At 61.1% G+C, this 21,275-nt stretch carries 16 protein-coding genes; 3 read left to right on the top strand and 13 right to left on the bottom strand.

The annotated features are described in order from the left end of the window. Positions 1-39: 39 nt before the first annotated feature. The 4 genes from A4R35_RS04560 to A4R35_RS04545 all read right to left on the bottom strand — a co-directional run bounded on the left by A4R35_RS04560 (position 40) and on the right by A4R35_RS04545 (position 6,075). The gene (locus tag A4R35_RS04560) at positions 40-2,736 is read right to left on the bottom strand and encodes an ATP-binding cassette domain-containing protein (RefSeq protein ID WP_189361325.1); all 2,697 of its coding nucleotides are present in this window, start codon (positions 2,734-2,736) and stop codon (positions 40-42) included. 10 nt (positions 2,737-2,746) lie between these two features. Then, positions 2,747-3,940 carry an ABC transporter permease gene (locus tag A4R35_RS04555; RefSeq protein ID WP_112426964.1) on the bottom strand — a complete coding sequence of 398 codons (1,194 nt, stop codon included), beginning with the start codon at positions 3,938-3,940 and terminating at the stop codon, positions 2,747-2,749. Between the two features lie 147 nt (positions 3,941-4,087). Next, positions 4,088-5,107 (bottom strand): BMP family protein, encoded by a 1,020-nt coding sequence (locus A4R35_RS04550; protein WP_112426962.1) that lies wholly within the window; start codon positions 5,105-5,107, stop codon positions 4,088-4,090. Between the two features lie 116 nt (positions 5,108-5,223). Continuing rightward, complete coding sequence (locus A4R35_RS04545) at positions 5,224-6,075, bottom strand: TIM barrel protein (RefSeq protein WP_112426960.1); 852 nt, start codon at positions 6,073-6,075, stop codon at positions 5,224-5,226. A gap of 381 nt (positions 6,076-6,456) precedes the next feature. Between A4R35_RS04545 and A4R35_RS04540 the strand changes: the two genes are divergently transcribed. From A4R35_RS04540 to A4R35_RS04530, 3 genes are all read left to right on the top strand, one after another. Then, positions 6,457-7,101, top strand: a complete 645-nt coding sequence (locus A4R35_RS04540) for a cysteine hydrolase family protein (RefSeq protein ID WP_112426958.1) — start codon at positions 6,457-6,459, stop codon at positions 7,099-7,101. A gap of 119 nt (positions 7,102-7,220) precedes the next feature. After that, positions 7,221-8,576, top strand: coding sequence for a dihydroorotase (locus A4R35_RS04535; RefSeq protein WP_112426956.1), 1,356 nt, complete (start codon positions 7,221-7,223; stop codon positions 8,574-8,576). A gap of 133 nt (positions 8,577-8,709) precedes the next feature. After that, positions 8,710-10,143 (top strand): amidohydrolase family protein, encoded by a 1,434-nt coding sequence (locus A4R35_RS04530; RefSeq protein ID WP_112426954.1) that lies wholly within the window; start codon positions 8,710-8,712, stop codon positions 10,141-10,143. Here A4R35_RS04530 and A4R35_RS04525 read toward each other — a convergent pair. From A4R35_RS04525 to menC, 9 genes are all read right to left on the bottom strand, one after another. Then, positions 10,134-11,312 carry an ABC transporter ATP-binding protein gene (locus A4R35_RS04525; RefSeq protein WP_112426951.1) on the bottom strand — a complete coding sequence of 393 codons (1,179 nt, stop codon included), beginning with the start codon at positions 11,310-11,312 and terminating at the stop codon, positions 10,134-10,136. The genes A4R35_RS04530 and A4R35_RS04525 overlap by 10 nt on opposite strands. Next, positions 11,309-12,526 carry an ABC transporter ATP-binding protein gene (locus A4R35_RS04520; protein ID WP_317615964.1) on the bottom strand — a complete coding sequence of 406 codons (1,218 nt, stop codon included), beginning with the start codon at positions 12,524-12,526 and terminating at the stop codon, positions 11,309-11,311. Before A4R35_RS04520 ends, A4R35_RS04525 begins: the two co-directional genes overlap by 4 nt. Beyond that, positions 12,526-13,524: an ABC transporter permease gene (locus A4R35_RS04515; RefSeq protein WP_112426949.1), complete on the bottom strand. Its 999-nt coding sequence runs from the start codon at positions 13,522-13,524 to the stop codon at positions 12,526-12,528. Before A4R35_RS04515 ends, A4R35_RS04520 begins: the two co-directional genes overlap by 1 nt. Before the next feature lie 5 nt (positions 13,525-13,529). Further along, positions 13,530-14,531 (bottom strand): ABC transporter permease, encoded by a 1,002-nt coding sequence (locus A4R35_RS04510; protein ID WP_112426947.1) that lies wholly within the window; start codon positions 14,529-14,531, stop codon positions 13,530-13,532. A 281-nt stretch (positions 14,532-14,812) separates the two neighbouring features. Further along, positions 14,813-16,495 carry an ABC transporter substrate-binding protein gene (locus tag A4R35_RS04505; RefSeq protein ID WP_112426945.1) on the bottom strand — a complete coding sequence of 561 codons (1,683 nt, stop codon included), beginning with the start codon at positions 16,493-16,495 and terminating at the stop codon, positions 14,813-14,815. A gap of 1,201 nt (positions 16,496-17,696) precedes the next feature. Beyond that, positions 17,697-17,867, bottom strand: coding sequence for a hypothetical protein (locus A4R35_RS24170; RefSeq protein WP_170293441.1), 171 nt, complete (start codon positions 17,865-17,867; stop codon positions 17,697-17,699). Positions 17,868-18,115: 248 nt separating this feature from the next. Beyond that, positions 18,116-18,430 (bottom strand): L-rhamnose mutarotase, encoded by a 315-nt coding sequence (locus tag A4R35_RS04495; RefSeq protein WP_112426941.1) that lies wholly within the window; start codon positions 18,428-18,430, stop codon positions 18,116-18,118. 108 nt (positions 18,431-18,538) lie between these two features. After that, positions 18,539-20,101, bottom strand: coding sequence for an o-succinylbenzoate--CoA ligase (locus A4R35_RS04490; RefSeq protein ID WP_112426939.1), 1,563 nt, complete (start codon positions 20,099-20,101; stop codon positions 18,539-18,541). Positions 20,102-20,139: 38 nt separating this feature from the next. Further along, on the bottom strand, positions 20,140-21,246 hold the full coding sequence (gene menC, locus A4R35_RS04485; protein ID WP_112426937.1) for an o-succinylbenzoate synthase: 1,107 nt from the start codon (positions 21,244-21,246) through the stop codon (positions 20,140-20,142). Positions 21,247-21,275: the final 29 nt, after the last annotated feature.

Below are 21,275 nucleotides of genomic sequence, written 5' to 3'. Positions count from 1 at the left end.
TGGCCAGACCGAAAGCCTGGCCCTGGCCTCCAATGCCGGCTAAGTCACCGGCCAGTCGCCGCTGACCAGCCGCTGCGATTGTGGCTGTAGCTGCGGCACCTGCTCTGGGCGTGTGCCCGCCATCAGCAGACCTAGATGCGTCAGATCGACTGCTGCTGCTGGCAGTGTTTCCAGAATACGCCCCTCGTAGATCACACTGATGCGGTCACTCAGAGCCAGAATCTCGTCGAGATCAGAGGAGATCAGCAGCACCGCGCAGCCGCGATCGCGGGCCTCAACAATGCGCCGATGGACATAGGCGATGGCGCCTACGTCCAGGCCGCGCGTTGGCTGCATGGCGATCAGTAAGCGTGGCTCGCGGCCCAAGGCGCGGGCCAGCACGGCCTTCTGCTGATTGCCACCTGACAGATGGCGCATGGGGATCAGCGGACCCGGCGCCCGCACATCGAAAGCCGCCATCAGCTGCCGTGCCCGAGATACTACTGCCCTGAAACGACGCCAGCCGTAGCGAGCGTAGGGCGGGTGGTCAAAGACATCCAGCACCATATTCTCGGCCACCGTCAAATCCAGAATCAGACCCTGCCGATGGCGATCCTCGGGAATATGGGCCAGGGCCAGATCCAGACGCGCCGCCGTATCGAGCATCGTAATATCGCGCCCCTCGAAAAGGATACGGCCCGCCTCAACGCGGAGCAGGCCCATCAGGACCTCCAGTAGCTCGCTCTGCCCATTGCCATCAACGCCAGCCAGACCGTGGATCTCTCCGGAACGTAACTCCAGCGAAATGCCACGCAAGGCCGCCTGCCCGTTGGCTCCACGCGCCTGCACCTGCTCCAGGCGCAAGCAGACCTCACCTGGCCTGGCCGCCTCCTTCATCACCGTTAGTGCGACTGCCCGCCCCACCATCAGACGGGCCAGCTCGGCTGGCGTCGCCTGCCGCGTCTCCAGCGTGCGCACCACACGCCCCAGGCGCATCACCGTCACCCGATCGCTGATGGCCATCACCTCTTTCAGCTTGTGGCTGATAAAGATGATGGTCACGCCCTCGGCGCGCAACCGGCGCAAGAGGGCAAACAATTCCTCGCTCTCCTGGGGCGTCAGCACCGCCGTAGGCTCATCGAGGATCAGCAGACGCGCCCCCCGATAGAGCGCCTTCATGATCTCGACCTTCTGCTGCTGCCCGAGCGTCAGATTCTGCACGCGCTCATAGGGTGAGGCTTCCAGCCCGAGACTCTGAGCGAGCTGAGCAATACGCTGCTCGGCCTGGCGCAGGTCAAGCAAGGGCGCCCGCTCCGGCCTCGTGCCCAACACAATGTTTTCCAGGATTGAAAGCGCGGGAATCAGCATGAAATGCTGATGCACCATGCCGATACCAAGCTGCATGGCCTCGCGCGGCGTCCTGATCTGCGCGCGCCTCCCCTCAACCAGGATCTGGCCCTCATCAGGGCGATAGAGGCCGTAGACAATATTCATCAGCGTCGTCTTACCAGCGCCGTTCTCCCCAAGCAGGGCATGGATCTCTCCCCGGCGAATGGCCAGCGTCACATGATCGTTTGCCACTACTCCCGGAAAGCGCTTCACAATCTGACGCAGCTCCAGCACCGTTCCCGCTGTTGCTGGAGTCGTCTCCTCTGTCGCCTTCTCTTCGCTGGCAGTGGCATCCTTGAGAAAGGAGCGCGCCCCCTCGTTCCCATAGGGCTGGCCACTGGCCGCCGGGCCGTGTGCATTGCGCATCAGCAACATCAGCGCCAGGAGCGTGATCACGTAAGGAAGCGTCTCCAGCAGTTGGTAAGGCACATTGACACCGTAGGCTTGCAGGCGAATCTGCAAGGCATCGCCAAAGCCGAAGAGCAGCACCCCCAACAGAATGCCCAGAGGATGCCAGCGCCCGAAGACGATCGCCGCAAAGGCCACATAGCCGCGCCCGGCAGTCATATTCTCCTGAAAAGCATTGACACCGCTGGCACTCACCAGGGCCGCGCCGCCAGCGCCAGCCAAAGCCCCGCAGACCAGCAAGGCCAGATAGCGTACGCGCTGTACCTCGATGCCGACCGTGGTCGCCGCCAGCGGCTTCTCGCCGACTGCGCGCAGGGCCAGGCCCCAGGTGGTGCGATACAGAACAAACCAGGTCACCGGCACCAGGGCCAGGGCGATATAGACCAGGGCATTCAACTGAAAGAAGGCTGGCCCGATGTAGGGAAGCGAGCTGAGCAGCGGAAATGAAAGCGTCCCAAACCCGGGAGCTGAAGGGAACTGCGACACGTTGCCGAAGCGCAGGCGAAACACATAGGCCGTAGCCGCCATTGCGAAGAGATTGAGACCGACCGCGCTCACGATCTGATCGACGCGGAGCGTCACCGAGAACCAGGCATGCACCAGAGCGATCAGCATCCCAACCACCATTGCCAGCAGCAGGCCGACCCAGGGACTATGCCCGGCCAGCGCACCCATATAGGCCGCCAGGGCCCCGCAGAGCATGATAGCCTCCAGTGCCAGATTCAGCACTCCCGCCAGCTCGTTGAACAGCCCGCCCAGCGCAGCCAGCAACAGCGGTGTCATAGCCACCAGCGAAGCCACCACGAAATCAGGCGAAGTGAGGAGCGCAATCAGACCACTGACTCCCTGGCCATTGCCGGATCGACGGCCCGTCGCCAGATTGAGAATCATCAGACAGACCAGCAGCAGCACGATGGCCAGGACGACCCAGAGCCACTGTCGCGACTGTTGCTTGCGCATAGGCACTCCCTCACTCTGCAACAAAGGTCTCAGGCTCAAGACCACTCGTCGGCGGCTGCCCACCCGCTCCCGCTCCAGTGGCCCTGGCAGATGGGCCGCTCCCATCGGTCTCCTGGCCACCGCTCTGGCGCCGGCGCACCAGGTCGAGAATGACCGGCGACGAAACGGCCAGTACAGCCAGAATCGCCAGGGTCCGGACAATGTCCGCTAGCTGTGATGGCAGCTGGGCGATGGCCTCCATAGCCGAAGCACCGTTGGCTAAAGCTCCGAAAAAGAGGGCTGCCAGCCCCACGCCACCGGGGCTCAAGCCACCGAGCAGCGCGACAGCGATGGCGTCGTAGCCCGTATTAGGAGCGAAGCCAGTGATCAGCTGGTAGCGATAGCCCAGGATCTCGATTGCCCCGGCCAGGCCGGCCAGCGCCCCGCTGATGAAGAAGGAGAGCAGGTAGACGCGATCAACATGCACCCCAGCGTGACGGGCCGCCTCGCGGTTCAGACCCACCAGTCGCATGCGGTAGCCCCAGGTCGTGTAGCGCAGCAAGACAAAGATCACCACCAGAGCCAGCAGCGCCAGGAAGAAGCCGGCGTTTAGATCGCTGCCTTGCACCAGAATGGGGAAGGTGGCATTCTGCTGGACCGGGAATGAGGTCGGAGCAGCCGTGAAACCCGGAGCGTGGATTGGGCCGGAGATCATATAGTCAATGAAATAGATCGCAATGTAGTTGAGCAGGATGCTCGTAATGACCTCATTGATGCCGAGGCGGATCTTCAGCAAGGCCGCGGGCGCAGCCCACAGCCCTCCAGCCACGAATCCGGCGGCGGTCGCCAATACCAGATGTAACCAACCTGGCAGACCAGTGAACTTGCCGCCAACAATCACTGCCGCCAGCGCGCCCAGGTATTCCTGACCCACGCCGCCGATATTGAAGGCCCCGGCTCGGAAAGCTACCGCGATCCCCAGGCCAATCAGCAGCAGCGGCGTGGCCTCATTGAGCGTCTCAGCGAACTGGGGCAGCGTCCCGAAAGCCCCTTGAAAGAGACCCGAGTAGGCATCAAGCGGACTGAAGCCGCTGATGAGCATCACCACCGCCCCGAGCAGCAGCGCCAGGCCAATGGCCAGCAGCGGTAGCACGAGCGAGAGCCACCAGCGCCTCAAGCGTCCGAAGCCGAAGCGCGCACCTGTCACAACACGCATCATAGCCATAGCCAATTGCTCCAGAAGAGCGAGAGGGGCGAGGAAGGGAACAAACTGGTGCCCGTAAGAGCCGCAGCCCTGGCCTCCCTCGTTCTCTCGCTCCGCTGCTCATACTGGAGGAGCGTCGAAAGTGCGAGACACGTCAGACAGCCCGGCCTAGGCAGAGGCTGGCAAACCGATATTCAACTTCCCGGCCAGATACTGCTGAACCGCTGCCTCCACGCGGGTGCGTACATCCTGGGGCACCCAGTCGCCCCACTGTCCCAGATGCTGCACCTGCTCCTTGAAGCCGAATTGATAGGTTGTATTGCCCTTCAGCTGACCCTCCTTAAAGAGCTTGGCGATCTGCAGATAAAGGCCCGGCACCTCCTGCACGCCACTCGTCACAATCGTATTGGGGGCCAGCGAATAGGCGTCCGTCGACCAGCCGGCGATGACCTTCACACCCTTTTGCTGAGCCAGCTTGATGGCCGGCCCATCAAAAGCATTGCCCATAATCGTGAGTACATCCACGCCACGATCAAGCTGAGCCTGTGTCACCTGCTGACCCTTGACCACATCATCGTAAGAGCCAACAAAGGCCACACTGACGCTGGCCTGCGGGTTAACCGCAGCCACGCCCTTCTTAAAGGTGTCGATATCGGCAGTCACCTGGGGCGCATCGACTGCGGCCACAATGCCAATCTTATTGTTCTTTGTCACCAGACCGGCGGCCATGCCAGTAAAATAGCCCAGCTCGCCATAGCGGAATTCCGTTCCGCTCAGATTAGCCAGCGACCCCTGACCGTTGATGATCACAAAATGTGTATTGGGGAACTCCGGAGCCACGGCCTTCACCGAGTCAGCGTACTCGAAGCCGTGAGCGAAGATCAGATTATAGCCCTGGCGCGCGTACTGACGCAGCACGTTCGCCTGTTCTGCCTGTGAGACGTTCTCAGAATAGGCGAACGACCAGCCAAGCTGCTCCTTAATCAGCTGCACACCTTTGAGCGCGTCCTCATTCCAGCTGTGATCATTGACCGGACCACTGGTGACCATCGCCACCCGGATCGGCTGCGAACTACCAGAGCTGCCCGAAGAAGAGGAAGTTCCCTGGTTGCCACAGGCGCTGAGCAGAAGCAAGAAGAGGAGAAATAAAGGTATCCCGAAGAGCCGAAGCCGAGAGCCTTTCAGCATAGCCAGCCAACCTTTCGCTCCATGAGCTGGAGCCAGCGACTTCTGACAGGACGAACCGAACGGAACGGAATGCACGGACAACAACAGCAGGCGAGAGCGCACGATGACCGTGCCAGCTAGCGCCGCTCAGCGTCAGAATCAGGATCGGGGAAGGGGAAAATAGCGCGAATGGCTGCCAATACCTCCGCGGTTGAACTGTGCCCCGGCACGCACTCGAAACCGACCTGGCCATCATAGCCAAGAGCGAGCATCTCATGGTAGATCCTGGCGATATTGATCTCTCCCGTCCCTGGGGCACCACGCTCGGGAACATCGGCGATGTGGATCGCGCCGACCAGATCAATCGTCGCTCGCAGGTTATTGATCAGGTTCCCTTCGTTGATCTGCTGGTGGAAAAGGTCAAAAACCAGCCTCAGCCGGGGTGAATTGAGACGCTGGACCAGACGAGCAGCATCGAGGACACTGCGCAGCAAATAGCCGTGAACGTGCAGCTTGCTGAGCGGCTCGATCAAGAGCGTCACCTCCAGCCCCGAGCTATCGACCAGCTCCACCAGGCGCCAGAGTCCTTCCTCTAGTGCCTGCCAGCGCTCAGCCTCGCTCAAAGGCCGAGCCGGAGGCACCACCTGCCCCCCAGGACCGACCTCATCGCTCTGAACAAAGAGGGCTCGAATGCCGCACCGCGCAGCCATCTCCAGCGATTCGCGGAACTGGTCGAGGACGCGGGCATGGTCGGCAACGTTGCTGAGTGAGCCGCGTCGCGAGCCGAAGACCGAGTTGATAAAGATCCCCTGGTCGGCAGCCACCTGGGCCAGATGGTCAATATCCTTGTCGATCCAGTCCCAGAAATCAACACCAGCAAAACCCGCACGCGCCGCCTCTTTGAGGCGCTCCTCAATCGGTAACTCTCGCCAGAGAAACTGATACTGCGGCGCATCCGCTATCGCTTCGATCATGGCAATATACTGCATCGTGCCATCCTCTCGCTGGCGACCCTTGCTTGCGCCGGGCTTCCATCGATGTGGTATAGTGATTATACCACTCCTGGCAGCGATCAACCCGGCCCCCAACTGGGGAGGACAGAGGTGGGCGCTCTCTTCTCCGCTGCCAATGTGGTATAATCACTATACCACTTTTTGCGGAACCCGTCAAGCCTCTCGCCGCTCCCGTGGTCGGGGGGACCCTGGGAGAGAAGGAAGCAGAGCGGCTTGTCGTAGAGCAAGGTCGGTCTGTGCCAGCCGCTTGCCCTGGCCAGCCCAACTGATCAGATCAGCAGAGGGAGCGGCCCGGTCCTCGGACAGGTGGATCTGGCGCAGTGCAGTCACAAGCAACCAGGAAAGAGAGGGAGCGAGATGAACTTCCAGATCGACCCTCGCGAAACTGCCCTACTCGTCATTGACGTCCAAAACGCCTTCTGTCATCCACAGGGAACACTGGGTCTCAGCGGGGTTGACACCAGGCCGCTGGCGGCCATTATCCCTCACATTCGCCGTCTGGTGGAGATGTGCAAAGCCTGTGGCATCCCCGACATCTGGACCATCCAGCATCACTTCCCCGAGGATCACACGCGGGCGCTGCATCGTATCACTCCGCACACCCAGAAGCGGGCCCGCATCGCCTGCCAGCCCGGTACCTGGGATGCCGAGATCGTCGCCGAACTGCAGCCCCTCATCGACGAGCGTAGCCATCTCATCGAAAAGCACAAATTCAGCGCCTTTTACGGCACGCGGCTAGAGGTCCTCCTGCGTATCCTTGGGCGGCGGCTGCTGCTCATCACTGGCACCACCACCAACGCCTGTATTGACACCACTGTCCGTGAGGCTTACATGCGCGACTACGACATCGTCGTTGTACGCGAATGCGTTGGAGGCATTGACCCGGCCTGGCACGACATGGCCCTAGCCGTCTGGGAGCGCTACATTGGCGCCGTTGTCTCCCTGAACGAGTTGCTACCTGTCCTCGAGCAAGCAACCACTCAGGTCAAGCCAACGAGCTGAGCCACAGTGGCGAGCGGTCCATCCACACCGAACGATTCGATTCACCAAGAGCAGGACCGACAAAGCCGTCAAGCGATGAGGCGAGAACAGAGAATCAGAAGCGAGGAGCGAGCAACATCATGGCAAAAGCGGATCTGGTTATTAAGAATTGTCACATCGTTACGCCCACCACCACTTTCTCCGGCTGGCTCGCTGTGCGTGATAGCAAGATCAGCGCGCTCGGCGATGACGACAGCCCACCGGTGGCCCAGGAGACCATCGACGGACGCGGTCACTATTTACTCCCCGGGCGAGTTGAGCCCCACATTCATCTTGGCGTGCACTATCCTTTTGATCAAGATGTCGAGCAGACCAGCGCCGCCGCCATTGCCGGGGGAACCACCGTCATGATGCCGCACAACCGGGCCAAAGCCTCCTATCTAGAGGTCTACCCGCGCTGGGAGCGTAGCATCGCCGAGCACTCCTACTGCGACGTGGTGATTCACCTGCAGATCCAGAACCGGCAGCACATCGACGAAATCCCTCTCTATCACGAGCGCTTTGGCGTCCTCTGTTACAAGCTTCACCTCGACTACCGTGCGCCTGCAGTGGCCGAGCTAGACATCGAACCGCTGGACGACGGCGATGCCTACCTCACTATGAAGCAATGCGCGCCCTTTAATGGGCTGGTCGCTCTGCACTGCGAGGATGTCGAAATCGTGCGCTACACCCTGCCAGCTATCCAAGCCACCGGGCGCAAAGACCTGCAAGCCTGGAGCGATGGGCGGCCCGCCTTCTGCGAGGTTGCCGACATTCACACGATGGCCTACCTCAGCGAGCTGACCGGCTGCCGCATCGTTGTCCTGCACCTCAGTACCGCTGACGGCGTCGATGCTGCCGCCCGCTGGAGCAAAGTCCCGCCCGTGCTCGAAACGCTGGTCCAATTCCTGACGGTCTTCCCCGAGGAGGCTGGGACACGCATCGGAGCCATCGGCAAAATGAATCCGCCTCTGCGCGACCGTGCCAACGGCGAACGGCTCTGGGAGGCCATTCGCCGTGGAGCCATTGCCACCGTTGGCACCGACCATATTGCCTGCGAAAAGCACGAAACCGACGATCTCTGGAGCGTCACCGCCGGCATGCCAGGTATCGAAGTTGCCCTCCCGCTGCTCCTCTCCGAAGGCGTTCACAAAGGGCGTATCAGCCTGCAACAACTGGTTCAGGTGGCGGCCCTCAATCCTGCCCGTCTCTACCACATTGACGACCGCAAAGGCTCTATCGCCATCGGCAAAGACGCCGATCTCGTCCTTGTCGACATGGAGGCCGAGCGCGTCGTCAGTCCCGAGACCACCTTCTCCAAGCTCAAGACGCCAGCCAACGGCATGACCGTCAAAGGCTGGCCGGTCCTCACCATCAAAGGGGGCCAGCTTGTCTATCGCGAGGGTCAACTACTCGTCAAGCCGGGGATCGGGCGCGTCCTGCGCTCCTATCCTTAAGCGCAGCTATGGAGGAGGCCGGCCAGGCCAGCCGGCAGCCGAATTGTGACAGTTTGTCTGTCTGCTCGCCCGCCATCTCTTCTACCAATCACACGAGAGAGCAAGAGACAAGAGAACAGCGAGGAACGAAGCGATGACACGCATCCTCATCGACAACGTCGACTATCTTCTGACCGTTGACCAGCATGATAGTGTCCTGGAGCATGCCTCGGTCGTCATCGAAGACACCCGCATCGCCGCCGTAGGCCGGGCCGACGACATCGCCGCCCGTTACAGCGGCAGCCACTTCGACCGCATCATTGATGGGCGGCGCACCCTCCTCATGCCCGGTCTCGTTGAAGCCCATGTTCACCTCTCCGAGCAGCTCAGTCGTGGCCTCTTTCCCGACAGTCTCACCACGCGGCCCTGGGTCTTCAACTGGGCCAAACCCTTCTACGCTGCCGTCGACGAAGAGGCTGAGCACTGGAGCGTTCTCTTAGCCTGTCTCGAAATGATCAAGACAGGCACCACCTGCTTCCTGGACATGGGTTCCCAGAACGACGCCGGCATCACCGTTCAGGCGGCGGCCCAGGCTGGCATGCGCGGCATCACGGGCCGTCACGCCGCCGACGTCAAGCCGGAGGTCATCCCATCCTACTGGACCCCTGAGATGGTGGCTCATCACTTCTTCCGCGACGCCGACGAAGCCCTGGCCGCCCTCGAAGTCTGTGTCAAGCGCTGGAACGGCTATGCCGAAGGGCGGATTCGCTGCTGGGTCAACATCGAAGGCAAGGAGCCATGTAGCCCCGAGCTGCACCGTGGTGCCCGCCAGCTAGCCGAGCAGCTCGGCGTGGGCACCACCTACCATATTGCCTCCTCCATCGAAGAAGCGCGTGTCAGCGAACAAAAATATGGTCTCTGGCCGGTCGAGCGGCTGGAGCGCATTGGCGCCTTGGGGCCGAATCTCGTCCTGGCCCATGTCGTAGCCATCAAAGACCACGAGATTGACCTCCTGGCTCGGTGGGGCACCAAAGTCGCCTTCTGTCCCGGCACCTCACTCAAGATTGCCAAGGGGGCCACGCGTATTGGCAAATATCCCGAAATGCTGGCTGCCGGCGTCACCGTCGCCCTTGGCTGCGACGGCGTCTCCGCCGCGGGCGCCCTCGACATGACGCGCCAGCTCTACCTGGCGGCGGGTCTCTTCAAAGACGCGCGCATGGACGCCGCCATGATCCCGGCCCGGCAGGCCATTCGTATGGCCACCATCGACGGAGCGCGCGCCTTGCTCTGGGACGATGAAATCGGCTCCGTCGAAGTTGGCAAGCGGGCTGATCTCATCTTCTTCGACCTCAACCAGGTCGAATGGGTGCCTTGCAATGATCCCGTGCAGACCCTGGTCTACGCCGCCAGCGGCAGCAGCGTCAAACACAGCATCATCAATGGCACCCTGGTCATGGAGAATCGCCGCGTCCTCACCTTTGACGAAAGCGAAGTCATCGAACAAGCGCGACGACTCACAGAGCGAGTCGTCGCGCGTTCGGGCCTCAAACGCAGTCAGATTCCCATTACCACCAGCCTCTACGACTGAGAAGAGGGGCTGGCACCACTTGAGGGGGGGGTCAGAGAGGAAGTGCCGAGGCCAGCGCCGCCTGTTGCCGTCGACTCTGCTGCCCCAGTGCTGCTTGCGGTCTTCAGGCGTGCGCTGACCACTGGCTCCCCGTCGCCATCGCCATAGAGGAAACAATGGGCCCAGTGGCCGTTGCCCAGCTGAGTGCGGCGCGGGAAACGCTGACGGCAGACTTCCATCGCATGAGGGCAGCGCGGATGGAAGCGGCAGCCGCTGGGCGGATTGATCAGACTGGGGATCTCGCCGCGCGCTGGCAGCTGCAGCTTCTGGCCGGCCATCATGCGATCAGGATCGGGAGCCGCGGACAGCAGCAGCTGGGTGTAGGGGTGCTTCGGGCGCTGCGTTACTTCCTCACTTGGGCCGCCCTCCACCATCTGCCCGGCGTACATCACCAGCGTCTCCTCTGCGAAGTAGCGAGCGCTGGCGATATCGTGCGTAATATAGAGCAGCGCAAGCTGTTCCTCATCCTTGAGGCGTAGGAGCAGATTCAGAATATCGAGGCGGATGGAGACATCCAACATCGAGACCGGCTCATCAGCCAGCAAGACCTCCGGGCGCACGGCCAGGGCGCGGGCGATAGCGATGCGCTGACGCTGACCACCGCTAAGCTGGTAAGGATATTTCTCGATAAACTGCTCGGCGGGCGTCAAGCTCACGCGGCGTAGCAGGGCCAAGATCTGCTCGGTCTCCTCCTGGCGGTTATGAGCGTGGCCATGCACTCGCAAGGGGCGACTGAGGTGGTAGCGGACACTATGGATAGGATTCAAAGAAGCGAAGGGATCCTGAAAAATCAGCTGTACATGGCGCCGATAAGTGCGCAGGGCCTGACCACGCGCCTTGAGATCGACTGGCTGGCCGTGGAAGCGAATGACCCCCGAGGTCGGGTCATAGAGGCGGGCCAGCATGCGGGCCACCGTTGTCTTACCACTGCCGCTCTCACCCACCACTGCCGTGGCGCGCCCGGGGTAGAGGGCCAGCGAAGCATCTTCCACGGCGTGGACAGCGCGCGGGGGACCGAAGAGGCGAACTGTGCGCAGCGGAAAATCCTTGCGCAAATGCTCCGCTTCCAGCACGGGTTCCAATACCTTCTCTGGAGTCTGTTGCACCGTCAGCTGCTCGGAAACGCTCATACGATTGCACTCCCTTCAGCCAGAGCCTCGTAGCGTGCCGCGAACTCGGCGCTGCTCGGCGGCCCTTCTGGACGTTGATGGGCATCATAGAGATGGCAAGCCACCAGTTGGCGAGGTGTCTCAGCGGTCGAGGGCAGCAACTGGGGCTCAAGCCGCTGGCAAGGCTGCCAGGCAAAGGGGCAGCGAGGATGGAAAGCACACCCGGCGGGGACGGAACGCAGGTCGGGAGGAGAGCCAGGAATCCCGGCCATGCGGCGAATGGGACCGTGCAACTTGGGGAAGGAATTCAGCAGACCGTAGCTGTATGGATGGCGCGGGTGAGCGTAGAACTCCCGACTGCTGGCCTTCTCCACCATCTTGCCAGCATACATTACCGCAATCGTATCGGCCAGTTCCAGCAGCAGCGACAGATCGTGTGTAATAAAGATCAGCGCCGTAGAGAACTCGCGGCAGAGCGAGCTGATCAGATCGAGAATCTCACGCTGAACCACGACATCGAGAGCCGTCGTCGGCTCATCCATAATGATCAGCTCTGGCGTCAGAGCCAGAGCGATGGCGATCACCGCGCGCTGGCGCATACCGCCGCTCAGCTCATGAGGATAGCTGCGGAGACGATCGGGAGCGATACCAACCAGCTTCAGAAGCTCGGCAGCGCGCTCTTTGCGCTGCGCGGTGCTCATTTCTGGACAGTGCGTTTTCAGCACATCCATAATCTGAGTGCCGATTGTCATCACCGGATTGAGAGCATTCATAGCGCTCTGGAAGACAATGGCCATCTCATTCCAACGAAAGGCTCGCAGCTGAGCTGGCGAGAGCCGCAGCACGTCGATGGTCTCCGGTGAAGGAAGAGGCGAAGCTGCTGCAGTCCCGTTGTGAGCCGACTGACCGCTGCTCAGATCACTGACTGCCACAATGTGAGAGGTTGCTTCGCGCTTCTCGGGCTTGCGTGGATGATAGAGCACCTGGCCGCCCGTGATATAGGCCGGCGGACGCAAGAGGCGTGAGATTGCGTAAGCGAGAGTCGACTTACCACAGCCACTCTCGCCCGCCAACCCCAGAATCTCGCCCCGCCGCAGCTCGAAGCTCACCTCTTTGACCGCGTGCACGATGCCGTTGACCGCGTAGTAGTCAACGCTCAGATCGCGGACCTCCAGAAGGACGCCATTGCTCTGATTGTTGGGGGTATGGAGAGACTGGTTGTCCGTCATAGGCATTACGTTACCGCCTTCTCTTTGAGTTCCTTCGGCACATGCTCGCTGATCTCGCTGCGTAGACGCGGATCGGCGATCTCATCGATACCGAAGTTAATCAGCGCCAGGGCGGCACCAAGCAAGGCGATGCAGCAGCCTGGGGGAGCGAACCACCACCAGAGGCCAGAGAAGATCGAATCGGACTGCTGAGCCCAATAGAGCATACTTCCCCAGCTTACGGTATTGATATCACCCAGACCCAGGAATTCCAGTGCCGTCCAGGCCAACAGCACAAAAATCACTGTGCTCACAAAAGCCGCCGCCACAATGCCGATCTCGTTGGGGAAAATTTCGAAGAAAATGATGCGCCACGCACTTTCACCGCTGGCCCGCGCCGCGGTCACAAACTCCCGGCTGCGCATCGAGAGCGTCTGTGCTCGCAGCAACCGGGCGTTGAACGACCAGTTAGTGAGGATAATCACCAGGGCGATCGTCAACGGTCCCTTGGGGAAGTAGCCGACCGCCACAATGGCCAGTGGGAGCGCAGGGATCACCAGGAAGACGTTGGTCACCAGCGAGAGAATCTCGTCGATGATCCCGCCGAAGTAACCGCTCACCAGGCCGACCACGACCGAGACCAGTGTCACCAGGAGGCCGGTCAGGAAACCCCAAAACACACTGCTGCGCGTGCCATAGAGCAGCTGCGAGAAAATGTCCTGACCCGTGGCCGTCGTGCCCAGCCAGTGGGCTGCCGAGGGCGGCGTTTCCGAGAGCCTGGAGGTCGCGGTGGGATCATAAGGGGCCAGCAGTGGCCCGAAGATGGCCACCAACAAGAAGAAGGCGACAATGCTGCTGCCAATCGCCACCTTGCGATTGCTCGTCAGAACCCGCCAGACGAGCCGGAGGTTCTCACCCAGGCGGGCCAGCCGCGAATCCCTGCGTGGAAACTTTTTTGGAAACGTTGACGGGATCGTTTCCGGCTCCAGAGTAGCTACGTGCTTAAGATCCTTGCCCAGGCTCATGGTTGTCAGGCGCTCCTTTCGAGGCGGACGCGGGGATCGAGGAAGGCATAGCTCAGCTCGGCGAGGAAATTAGCGCCGAGCACGCCGAGGGCGACGACCAGGAAAATGCCCTGCATCAGGGAATAGTCCTGGTTTTGGACCGCCTGCAGCAGGGAATAGCCGATGCCGGGGTAGGAGAAGACCATCTCCGTCAGCAACTGGCCGCCGACAATGAAGCCCAGCGAGATGGCGAAGCCGGCCACATTGGGCAGAATCGCATTACGAGCCGCGTAGGCGAACATGATGCGACTGGTACGCAAGCCCTTGGCCTTGGCCATCAGCACGTAGTCCTCTGAGAGCGTAGTAATCATCGAGTTGCGCATGGTGAGCATCCAGCCGGCGACGGAAGCGATAACAATCGTCAGGGCTGGCAAGATCCCATGATATATCACGCTCGCGATGAAATCAAGCGTCCATCCGGGGTCGACGTTCAGCTCATCGTAGCCGCCGGTCAGAGGGAACCAGCGCAGCTCGAAGCCGAAGATGTAGAGGATCAGGAGGGCCATCCAGAAGTAAGGGATTGCCGACAGAAAATTCAGCAGCGGTGACAGGATCGTATCGAGCAACGAGCCGCGTTTCCAGGCCATGACGATGCCCAGGAGGCAACCGAGGGCAAAGCTGAGGATGACTGAGACCAGGCCCAGGCCCAGCGACCAGAAGATATCGCGCCCGATAACGTTTGTCACCGGCTCGAACGAGGAGGTCACGGCCACGCCAAGGTTGCCGTGCAACAAGCTATTGAGGTAGTCGAGGTACTGGATGGGGAGCGGATCACCGGTATTGTAGCCCAGCTCCGCCTGGATAGCCTTCAGATAGGCGGCGCCCACATGAATACCGCGACTCTGTAGATTGCCCAACAGCACGGCTGCCGGGTCGCCTGGAGCCAGGCGTGGAATCACGAAATTCAAGGTAATTGCCGCCCAGGCGGCGAACAGATAGAACAGAATGCGACGAAGCAAGTGGCGCATTCAGGGACTCCTTCATACCTTCCGTGATCTGCGCTGCACCAGGGCCGTCAGCGGGCCTGGAGAACAGAGCAGATAGGTAAGGTGCGCTCCTAAGAGATTCTCCCCATCTGGGGGGAGTATACCATCAAGATCGAAGCAGAACAACGGTCAAGGTAGTGATCAATTACATTGGCCTGCCGTCTCTCTGGCCTAGACTGGCCCAGACAAGGGGAATGGCCTCTCAGGCCAGGGCCAAGAGGCCATTCCCCTGCTCGGCAGGTCCCGGAAGTAGGGAAAGGAGCCTACGAAACGGGCTGCAGGTGCATCACGATAATCTCATTATCGGGGTAGGAGTAGGGTGAGCCGACGGCATACTGGTTCTGCTGATCGGGCCAGCCAGTGAAGCGCATGGTATTGTACTCGAACCAGCGAGCGCCGGCCACCACCGGAATCCAGGGCACCTGCTCAACCATGATGCGTTCCAGACCCTGGATCGCCTGCTTCTGGAGCGCGGGGTCCATCGTCGAGGCGAACTGCTGGAGGAGCTGATCGGTCTGGGCATCCTTCCAGTAGCTGCTGTTGCGCCCATTGGGCGGGAGGCTCTGGCTGCTCAGGGTGCCGTTGTAAATGAAGTAAGGAGTTGGGCCACCACCCACACCGCTGATCATCAGCTGGTAGGGCTTCGCTTCTGCGCGGAAGGTCAGATACTGCGCCTCCGGCATGAGTTTGATGTGGATATCAATGCCAGCGGCCTTGAGGTTGCTCTGCACTACCTGGGCCCACTTGTTCCAGTCAGAGTACTCGGCGACCGAGATCAGTTCAAAGGAGAGGCGCTGACCATTCTTGGTGAAGATGCCATCGCTTCCCTGGGTATAGCCGGCACTCTTGAGGATCTGCTGGGCCTGGCTGGCATTGGGTGCGGTAGACAGATTGGCATATTCCGGCAAGATATATTGCTGATTGCCTGGCGTGGGGAGAAGGCCAGTTTGCGGTACAGGGGGCACGAGGCCCGACTCGCCCTGCTGGGCCGCCGCTTGTCGGTCAATGGCCACGCTGATCGCCTTACGTACTGCCACGTCGCTCAGCAGCGGATCGTGCACGTCGATAAAGATGCCAAACTCGTCAACGGGGGCCATGAAGTAGTGGAAGTGCTGCGGGTCCCTGGCCACAAAGTTCTGCTGCAGGTTGTCTGCATAGTAGCCCGACCAGTCGACCTGCCCGCTGGGCATGACCAGCTTGAAGGCATCGTTGTCTTTGTAGCGTGGCTCCTTGATTTCGTCGACCTTGACCAGGTTGGCCTGGTAGTAGTTGGGGTTCTTGTCAAGTACCAGAAGATCAGACGTGTATTTGGCTACAACAAAGGGGCCTGTCCCGACTGGCTTGCTGCTGTAATATTTGGTGATATCGCCGACCGATTCGAAGATGTGCTTGGGAATGATGACCGTCAGGCCGGCAATGTAATAGATCGCCCCGGGGAAGGGCTTCTGGAAGGTCATGACGACTGTGTTGGCATCGGGCGCCGTGACACTCTTGAGATAGCCCCAGTCTCCGTTGAGGTCCGCGGCAGGATATTGCTTAAGAGCGTTGAAGGTGAAGACAACATCATCGGCGCTGAAGGGCTGGCCATCGTTCCATTTGACGCCCTGCCGCAGGTGGAAGGTAACCTGGGTGTAATCGCTGTTAAATTGGTGGCTGAGCGCCAGCAGAGGATGATAGGTGTTGTCGTTAACGTTACAGAATTCAAGTGTCTCGTAGACAAAGCCATTGATGCCAATATTCGGTGTGGGGGCGTAGGGGTTAAAGCCCTGGTCAGTGAAGGCGCTGGCTTGCGCAGCCAGGGTGAGGACCTTTTTGCCGGACTGGCTGCTCTGCGAGCTGCTCCCACCGCAGGCTGTGAGCAGCAGCGCAAGGATGGCCAGGAGGCTGAGACACAGGGTGCCGGCCTTGCGCTTCATGCCTGTTTTGCGCTCTGAATTGCCAAACACAAAGAACCTCCTGTAACGGCTCTTGAAATACGGTGAGTATCGACCGCTTGTTGATGCTCCGCGTGGGCCTGATCAGCGCAGGCTGGAGAACGCTCTCTGGGAGTACCGTACCAGCCTGCCCCTGGCCAGCAAGGAATTTGTTACCCATGCTCTCTGGCTTCTGCCGCGCCCGAGTTCGAGTTACACCTCGTCTGACAATTCGCCTGGGGCGCGGCCCAAGCTGAGCCGCTCTGGTCGTTGTCGATTATGCTGAGGTAATGATTGCCCCTCTCGTCTCGTGTCTCTGCGGATCGGTGTCACGAACACACGCTTGCTTGCCCGCTCCCCGCTGCGGGCGCCACCGCGAGGCCGTGCCCGGCTCTCGTCACTCCTTTCCCGGTCGGCGCAGCTCTTCTGCCTCCGACCCCTCTTTTGAGAAATATGACAGATCGTCTAGACCAGTTCTCTAGAAACTATACCCCCTTTACGGCAATCTGTCAAGACATCTAGACCACTAGACCAAAAATTGACAGCGCCCCCGCAACCAGGGGGACGAGTGCCGGCACTTCGTTGATGGGGGAGTTGCACACTTCAGAGGGTCGCTGGCATCTGTCCGGCACCAGGTACCGCCGATATAGTTGCGCAGAACCGGTGGCTGGGTTATCGGTGAGACCACCGCTCTCTACTCCTGTCGCTTGTGTGTCTGGCTTGAGCTGTCTGTCTCTGGGTGTTGTTGCGGGTTGCGACTCTCCTGCGAGTGTAGAGGACGCTCATCGGCGGGTCTGCGATGGCCCACTGTTCGCTGGCGTTGCGTGATGTGACCTGGCTGCGCTGCCTTGACTGCTCGTGGGTTGTGGCTGCCCTCCTGGTTTGGTCCCAGCCCTGCCAGGCGGGGGACTATGGGGGCTGGGCTGGCTCTCCTCCCGCCCGGACTGGCTGCCCAGGAATGGACTGGGAAACTTCCACCTTTCTTGTTGGTTTAGTTATAGGCAATGGCGGCGGGAGTGTCAAGGCCGAATGGCTTCAGAGGCTGTCTTGCTTGTGGTAAGTCCTGAGAAATGAGGAAGACAGGGCAAAGCAGGGACCCTCCTGGCACCCGGCTCCTTTGAGCCTGTCCAGATCACCAGGCGCTGGCAGAGGAGAAGGCTGCTCTTCCCTGGCCTCGAGCGAGCACCCCCTCTCTGCAGCCGAGTGGACGGTGGGACGGTGAAGAGGCGAGAGGCTACTCGCCTGGCTTGTGCCCTTTCTCGTGGTGTTGCTTCATAACGGTGCGGGCCGCTACCTCACGTGCTCGCTTGCCGTAGCGACCGCGCTTCTCGGCCTCTTCTTTGATGTGTTCGTACTGCCGCTCTTCTTTTTCTCCTACCCCTTTGAGGGGCTTTTTGTCGGGCATGGTGACCTCCATGATGTGCTGTGGCAATGGTCGAGTTTCTCATCTCAAGCGATGCATCACCTCTCTCAACACGAATGTGGGCGGTAACAGGGAGACAGGGGAGAACTGAACCGCTGCCTTGATCACCTGATCTGGCAAAAAACGTCTGGAGCGGCCAGCCCATAAGAAGACGAGGCCGCGCAAGACCACGAGGGCCTGGGCGACCCCGCTCCCAGAGAGTAGCTTAAATAAGGAGGTCGGCTACAAGATTAATCCATGTGAAACATTTCGGGTAGTAGCGGCGGCCACTGGGTCTGTGGATCGATCTCCTGGGTCATGATTTCGGCCATCCACTGCTGCCAGCGCTGGTTAACCGGGTCCGCTGCCAGGGTTTTGGCCATGCGCTCGAAGTCATCGGTTTCCAGATAGGCGAAGAGCTGGGTCCCGTGGCGAAAGATACTATAGTTGCGGGCGCCGGCGCGCTGCAGCGCCTCCAGCATCTCTGGCCAGATTTCGTCGTGACGGCGCTTATATTCCTCCTCGTAGCCGGGCTTCACGCTCATCAAGAAGGCGACACGTTGCACTGGTGTGGCTCCTTTCTCCTTCCTTCGCGTCTTTGCTCTGCAAGCTGGGCGTACTGAGGTCGCAGTCGCTGGTGAGCTTCCTAAGTGCTGCCGGGGCGACCCTGCCTCTCAGTTTAGCGCATGATCGAGCAGAGAGGGAAGCTGACGACGCAATAATTTGCCGGAGGAGTTGCGCGGCAGCTCGCCCACAAAGTAGATAGCGCGTGGCAGCTTATAGCGTGCCAGACGTGTTTGCAGGTGGGAGAGCAGCGACTCAGTGCTCGTTGACTGGCCCGGGTGCAGGCGCACGAAAGCGATCGGCACCTGGCCCCAGCGCGGGTCGGGCTGGCCGCAGACGCCGGCCTCCGCAACGGCGGGATGGCTCAACAAGGCGGCTTCAATTTCAGCAGGATAGATGTTCTCTCCGCCCGAGATAATCAGATCGGAGCGGCGATCAAGCACGTAGAGATAGCCCTCTTCATCGAGATAGCCAATATCGCCGGTTGCCAGCCAGCCATCCTGCAGTGCCTCGCGTGTTGCCGCGGGACGATCGAGGTAGCCCGGCGTGATAGTCGGCCCTTTGAGATAAATCATCCCGGCCTCTCCGGGAGCGGCTCGCCGGCCATCCTGGCGGATCTCCAGCTGCACTGGCGGGAGCGGGCGCCCGGCAGAACCAAGCTTGCGCAGGGCATCGGCGGGCGAAAGCGTGGCCGCCTGTGAGCAGGCTTCAGTCAGGCCATAGGTCTGGACGACGGGAATGCCGCGCGCTGCGCAGGCTTCGAGCAAGGGGCGCGGCGCCGGCCCTCCACCGAGGAGAACACAGCGCAGGTGTGCTGGATAGCCTGCTCCTGGTTGTTCGCTCTCCAGTGCCTCCAGCATGCGCTGCAACATGACAGCCACGACTGAGATGATCGTGACGCCCTCGCTGAAGATAGAGGAATTGACGGCTCCGGCGTCGAATTTCTCATGCACATTGATGCTGATGCCGTAGATGGCACTGCGCATGATGATGGTCAGGCCACCGATATGGAAGAAAGGCAGGCATGCCAACCAGCAGTCGTCGAGGTGGAGGCCCAGGTTCAGCGCCGAGCCGATAGCGTTCCACCAGTGCATCCCATAGGTAATGAGCACGCCCTTTGGCTGGCCCGTGGTGCCGGAGGTATACATGATCGCCTGCACGGCGTTGAGATCGATCAGTGGGGCGGGCGTAAAGGTTGTGGTGTGCGTCTGTGGAGGAGACGGATCAAGTTCGACGCTACCATCGGGTCGCAGCTGCAGGATAGCTGAGGCCAGCTGTGGCCGGACAGTGAGCAGACGGCGGGCCCGGTCCGCCTGGCCTGGATCGCTGAGGAGCAGATTGACGCGGGCATCCTGCAGCTGCCAGCCAAGTTCGGTCTCACTTAGACGCGTGTTGAGCGGGACGAGTATGGCACGCAGGCGGGTCAGAGCGTGGACGCAGGCAACGTAAGCCGGGCTGTTGGCGGCCAGCAAGGCGACTCGGCTGCCGCTACGGACGCCGAGCGCAGCGAGCTGCTGAGCCAGGTTGGTGGCCTGCTGCGCCAACTCGGCGAAGCTCCAGCGCAAGGCTCCGCTCTGGACGGCCAGATGCTGGGGACGATTTTCTGCGCAGCGCTGCAGCCAGTCGGGCAAGAGGACGGAACCCGCTGCGGTCTGGGGAGAGTCCGTATCCATGCTTCTCTCTCTTCTCCCTCCTTTCATGACGCCTTTTCTTATAGTGCTGAAGAAGAATAGCGGGCCAGAGCTGCCCGGTCTGGTCGGACGCCCAGGCCCGGCCCTGGCGGTAGCTGGAGCTGGCCATCGTTGTAGGTGAGCGGCTCTGAGAGCAGGTCTGCTCTCAGCAGCGAAAGGGTGGCCAGGCCAGCGGCCTGAGTCAGGGCGGGATGAGCGGCGGCCAGGTGAAGGGTGGCGCAGATGCCAATACCAGTCTCCAGAGCGCTGGTGAGAACGCAGGTTACCCCGCGCGTAGCGGCTTCCTCGATGATCTGCAAGGTTGGTCGAAGGCCGCCGAGAAACTGCGGCTTCAGGATGAGCACATCGGCGGCCTCCAGCTGCAGCAGCTGGCGAGCGCTTTCCAGACCGCTCAGGCTCTCGTCGGCTGCGATGGGAATGGGAGAGCGACGGCGCAGCTGACGCAGTTCCTCCAGGTCATCGGCAGCGAGCGGCTGCTCGACGTAGGCGATGTCATAGGGGGCGTAGGCCCGTAGCAGGCGCTCGGCCTGTGCCAGGCTCCAACTGGCATTAGCATCCAGGCGCAGCGCGATAGCTCCTCCCACGCTGGCGCGCACCGCTGCCAGGCGCTCGCCGTCCTGCTGCTCATCGCCGCTTAGCTTGAGCTTGAGGCAGCGAAAGCCGGCGGCCACGGCCTGGCGAGCGGCCTCCGCTGCCTCATCGGGCTTGGAGGCGCCAATGACCGCATTAACGGGTACGGCCTGGCGGGCATAGGGAGCGAGCAATCCCTGCCCAAGCGCGCGAGCGCGCAGATCGAGCAGAGCCACCTCCAGCGCGAAGGTCGCGGGAGCCGGCAGGCAGCCTGCTTCTTGCTGCTCCTGGAGCAGGGCCAGGGCCTCGCCCAGTGAGGTCCTTTCCAGGCTCTTTACCAGGGCAGGTAGGGCCGCCAGGACGCTGCTCAGCGCCGGGCTGAAGGGTGGTAGCGGTGCCAGCTCGCCATAGCCCTGGAGACTACCGCCAGCGCTGCTCACCTCGACAATTGCTCCCCAGCGTGTGCTCAGCAGCCCGTGGGCCGTGCGGAAGGGCGCGCGTAGCGGCAGGCAATAGACCTGCCAGTGGATACGCTCAAGCGTGAGATCGGCAGCCATCGCGACTACGTCCTTGATCCCCTGAATGG

Origin of the sequence: Thermogemmatispora tikiterensis (genome assembly GCF_003268475.1) — a bacterium.
Lineage (GTDB): Bacteria > Chloroflexota > Ktedonobacteria > Ktedonobacterales > Ktedonobacteraceae > Thermogemmatispora > Thermogemmatispora tikiterensis.
The sequence above is the reverse complement of the archived record's forward strand: the minus strand, read 5'-3'. Positions and strand labels throughout refer to the sequence as shown.

What these genes read in the sequence shown, in the direction of transcription:
- A4R35_RS04545 (WP_112426960.1), bottom strand. Translation starts at nt 6,075, where the DNA reads ATGCAGTATATTGCCATGATCGAAGCGATAGCGGATGCGCCGCAGTAT.
- A4R35_RS04520 (WP_317615964.1), bottom strand. Translation starts at nt 12,526, where the DNA reads ATGCCTATGACGGACAACCAGTCTCTCCATACCCCCAACAATCAGAGC.
- A4R35_RS04540 (WP_112426958.1), top strand. Translation starts at nt 6,457, where the DNA reads ATGAACTTCCAGATCGACCCTCGCGAAACTGCCCTACTCGTCATTGAC.
- A4R35_RS04560 (WP_189361325.1), bottom strand. Translation starts at nt 2,736, where the DNA reads ATGCGCAAGCAACAGTCGCGACAGTGGCTCTGGGTCGTCCTGGCCATC.
- A4R35_RS24170 (WP_170293441.1), bottom strand. Translation starts at nt 17,867, where the DNA reads ATGCCCGACAAAAAGCCCCTCAAAGGGGTAGGAGAAAAAGAAGAGCGG.
- A4R35_RS04515 (WP_112426949.1), bottom strand. Translation starts at nt 13,524, where the DNA reads ATGAGCCTGGGCAAGGATCTTAAGCACGTAGCTACTCTGGAGCCGGAA.
- A4R35_RS04530 (WP_112426954.1), top strand. Translation starts at nt 8,710, where the DNA reads ATGACACGCATCCTCATCGACAACGTCGACTATCTTCTGACCGTTGAC.
- A4R35_RS04555 (WP_112426964.1), bottom strand. Translation starts at nt 3,940, where the DNA reads ATGGCTATGATGCGTGTTGTGACAGGTGCGCGCTTCGGCTTCGGACGC.
- A4R35_RS04525 (WP_112426951.1), bottom strand. Translation starts at nt 11,312, where the DNA reads ATGAGCGTTTCCGAGCAGCTGACGGTGCAACAGACTCCAGAGAAGGTA.
- A4R35_RS04550 (WP_112426962.1), bottom strand. Translation starts at nt 5,107, where the DNA reads ATGCTGAAAGGCTCTCGGCTTCGGCTCTTCGGGATACCTTTATTTCTC.
- menC (WP_112426937.1), bottom strand. Translation starts at nt 21,246, where the DNA reads ATGGCTGCCGATCTCACGCTTGAGCGTATCCACTGGCAGGTCTATTGC.
- A4R35_RS04490 (WP_112426939.1), bottom strand. Translation starts at nt 20,101, where the DNA reads ATGGATACGGACTCTCCCCAGACCGCAGCGGGTTCCGTCCTCTTGCCC.
- A4R35_RS04535 (WP_112426956.1), top strand. Translation starts at nt 7,221, where the DNA reads ATGGCAAAAGCGGATCTGGTTATTAAGAATTGTCACATCGTTACGCCC.
- A4R35_RS04510 (WP_112426947.1), bottom strand. Translation starts at nt 14,531, where the DNA reads ATGCGCCACTTGCTTCGTCGCATTCTGTTCTATCTGTTCGCCGCCTGG.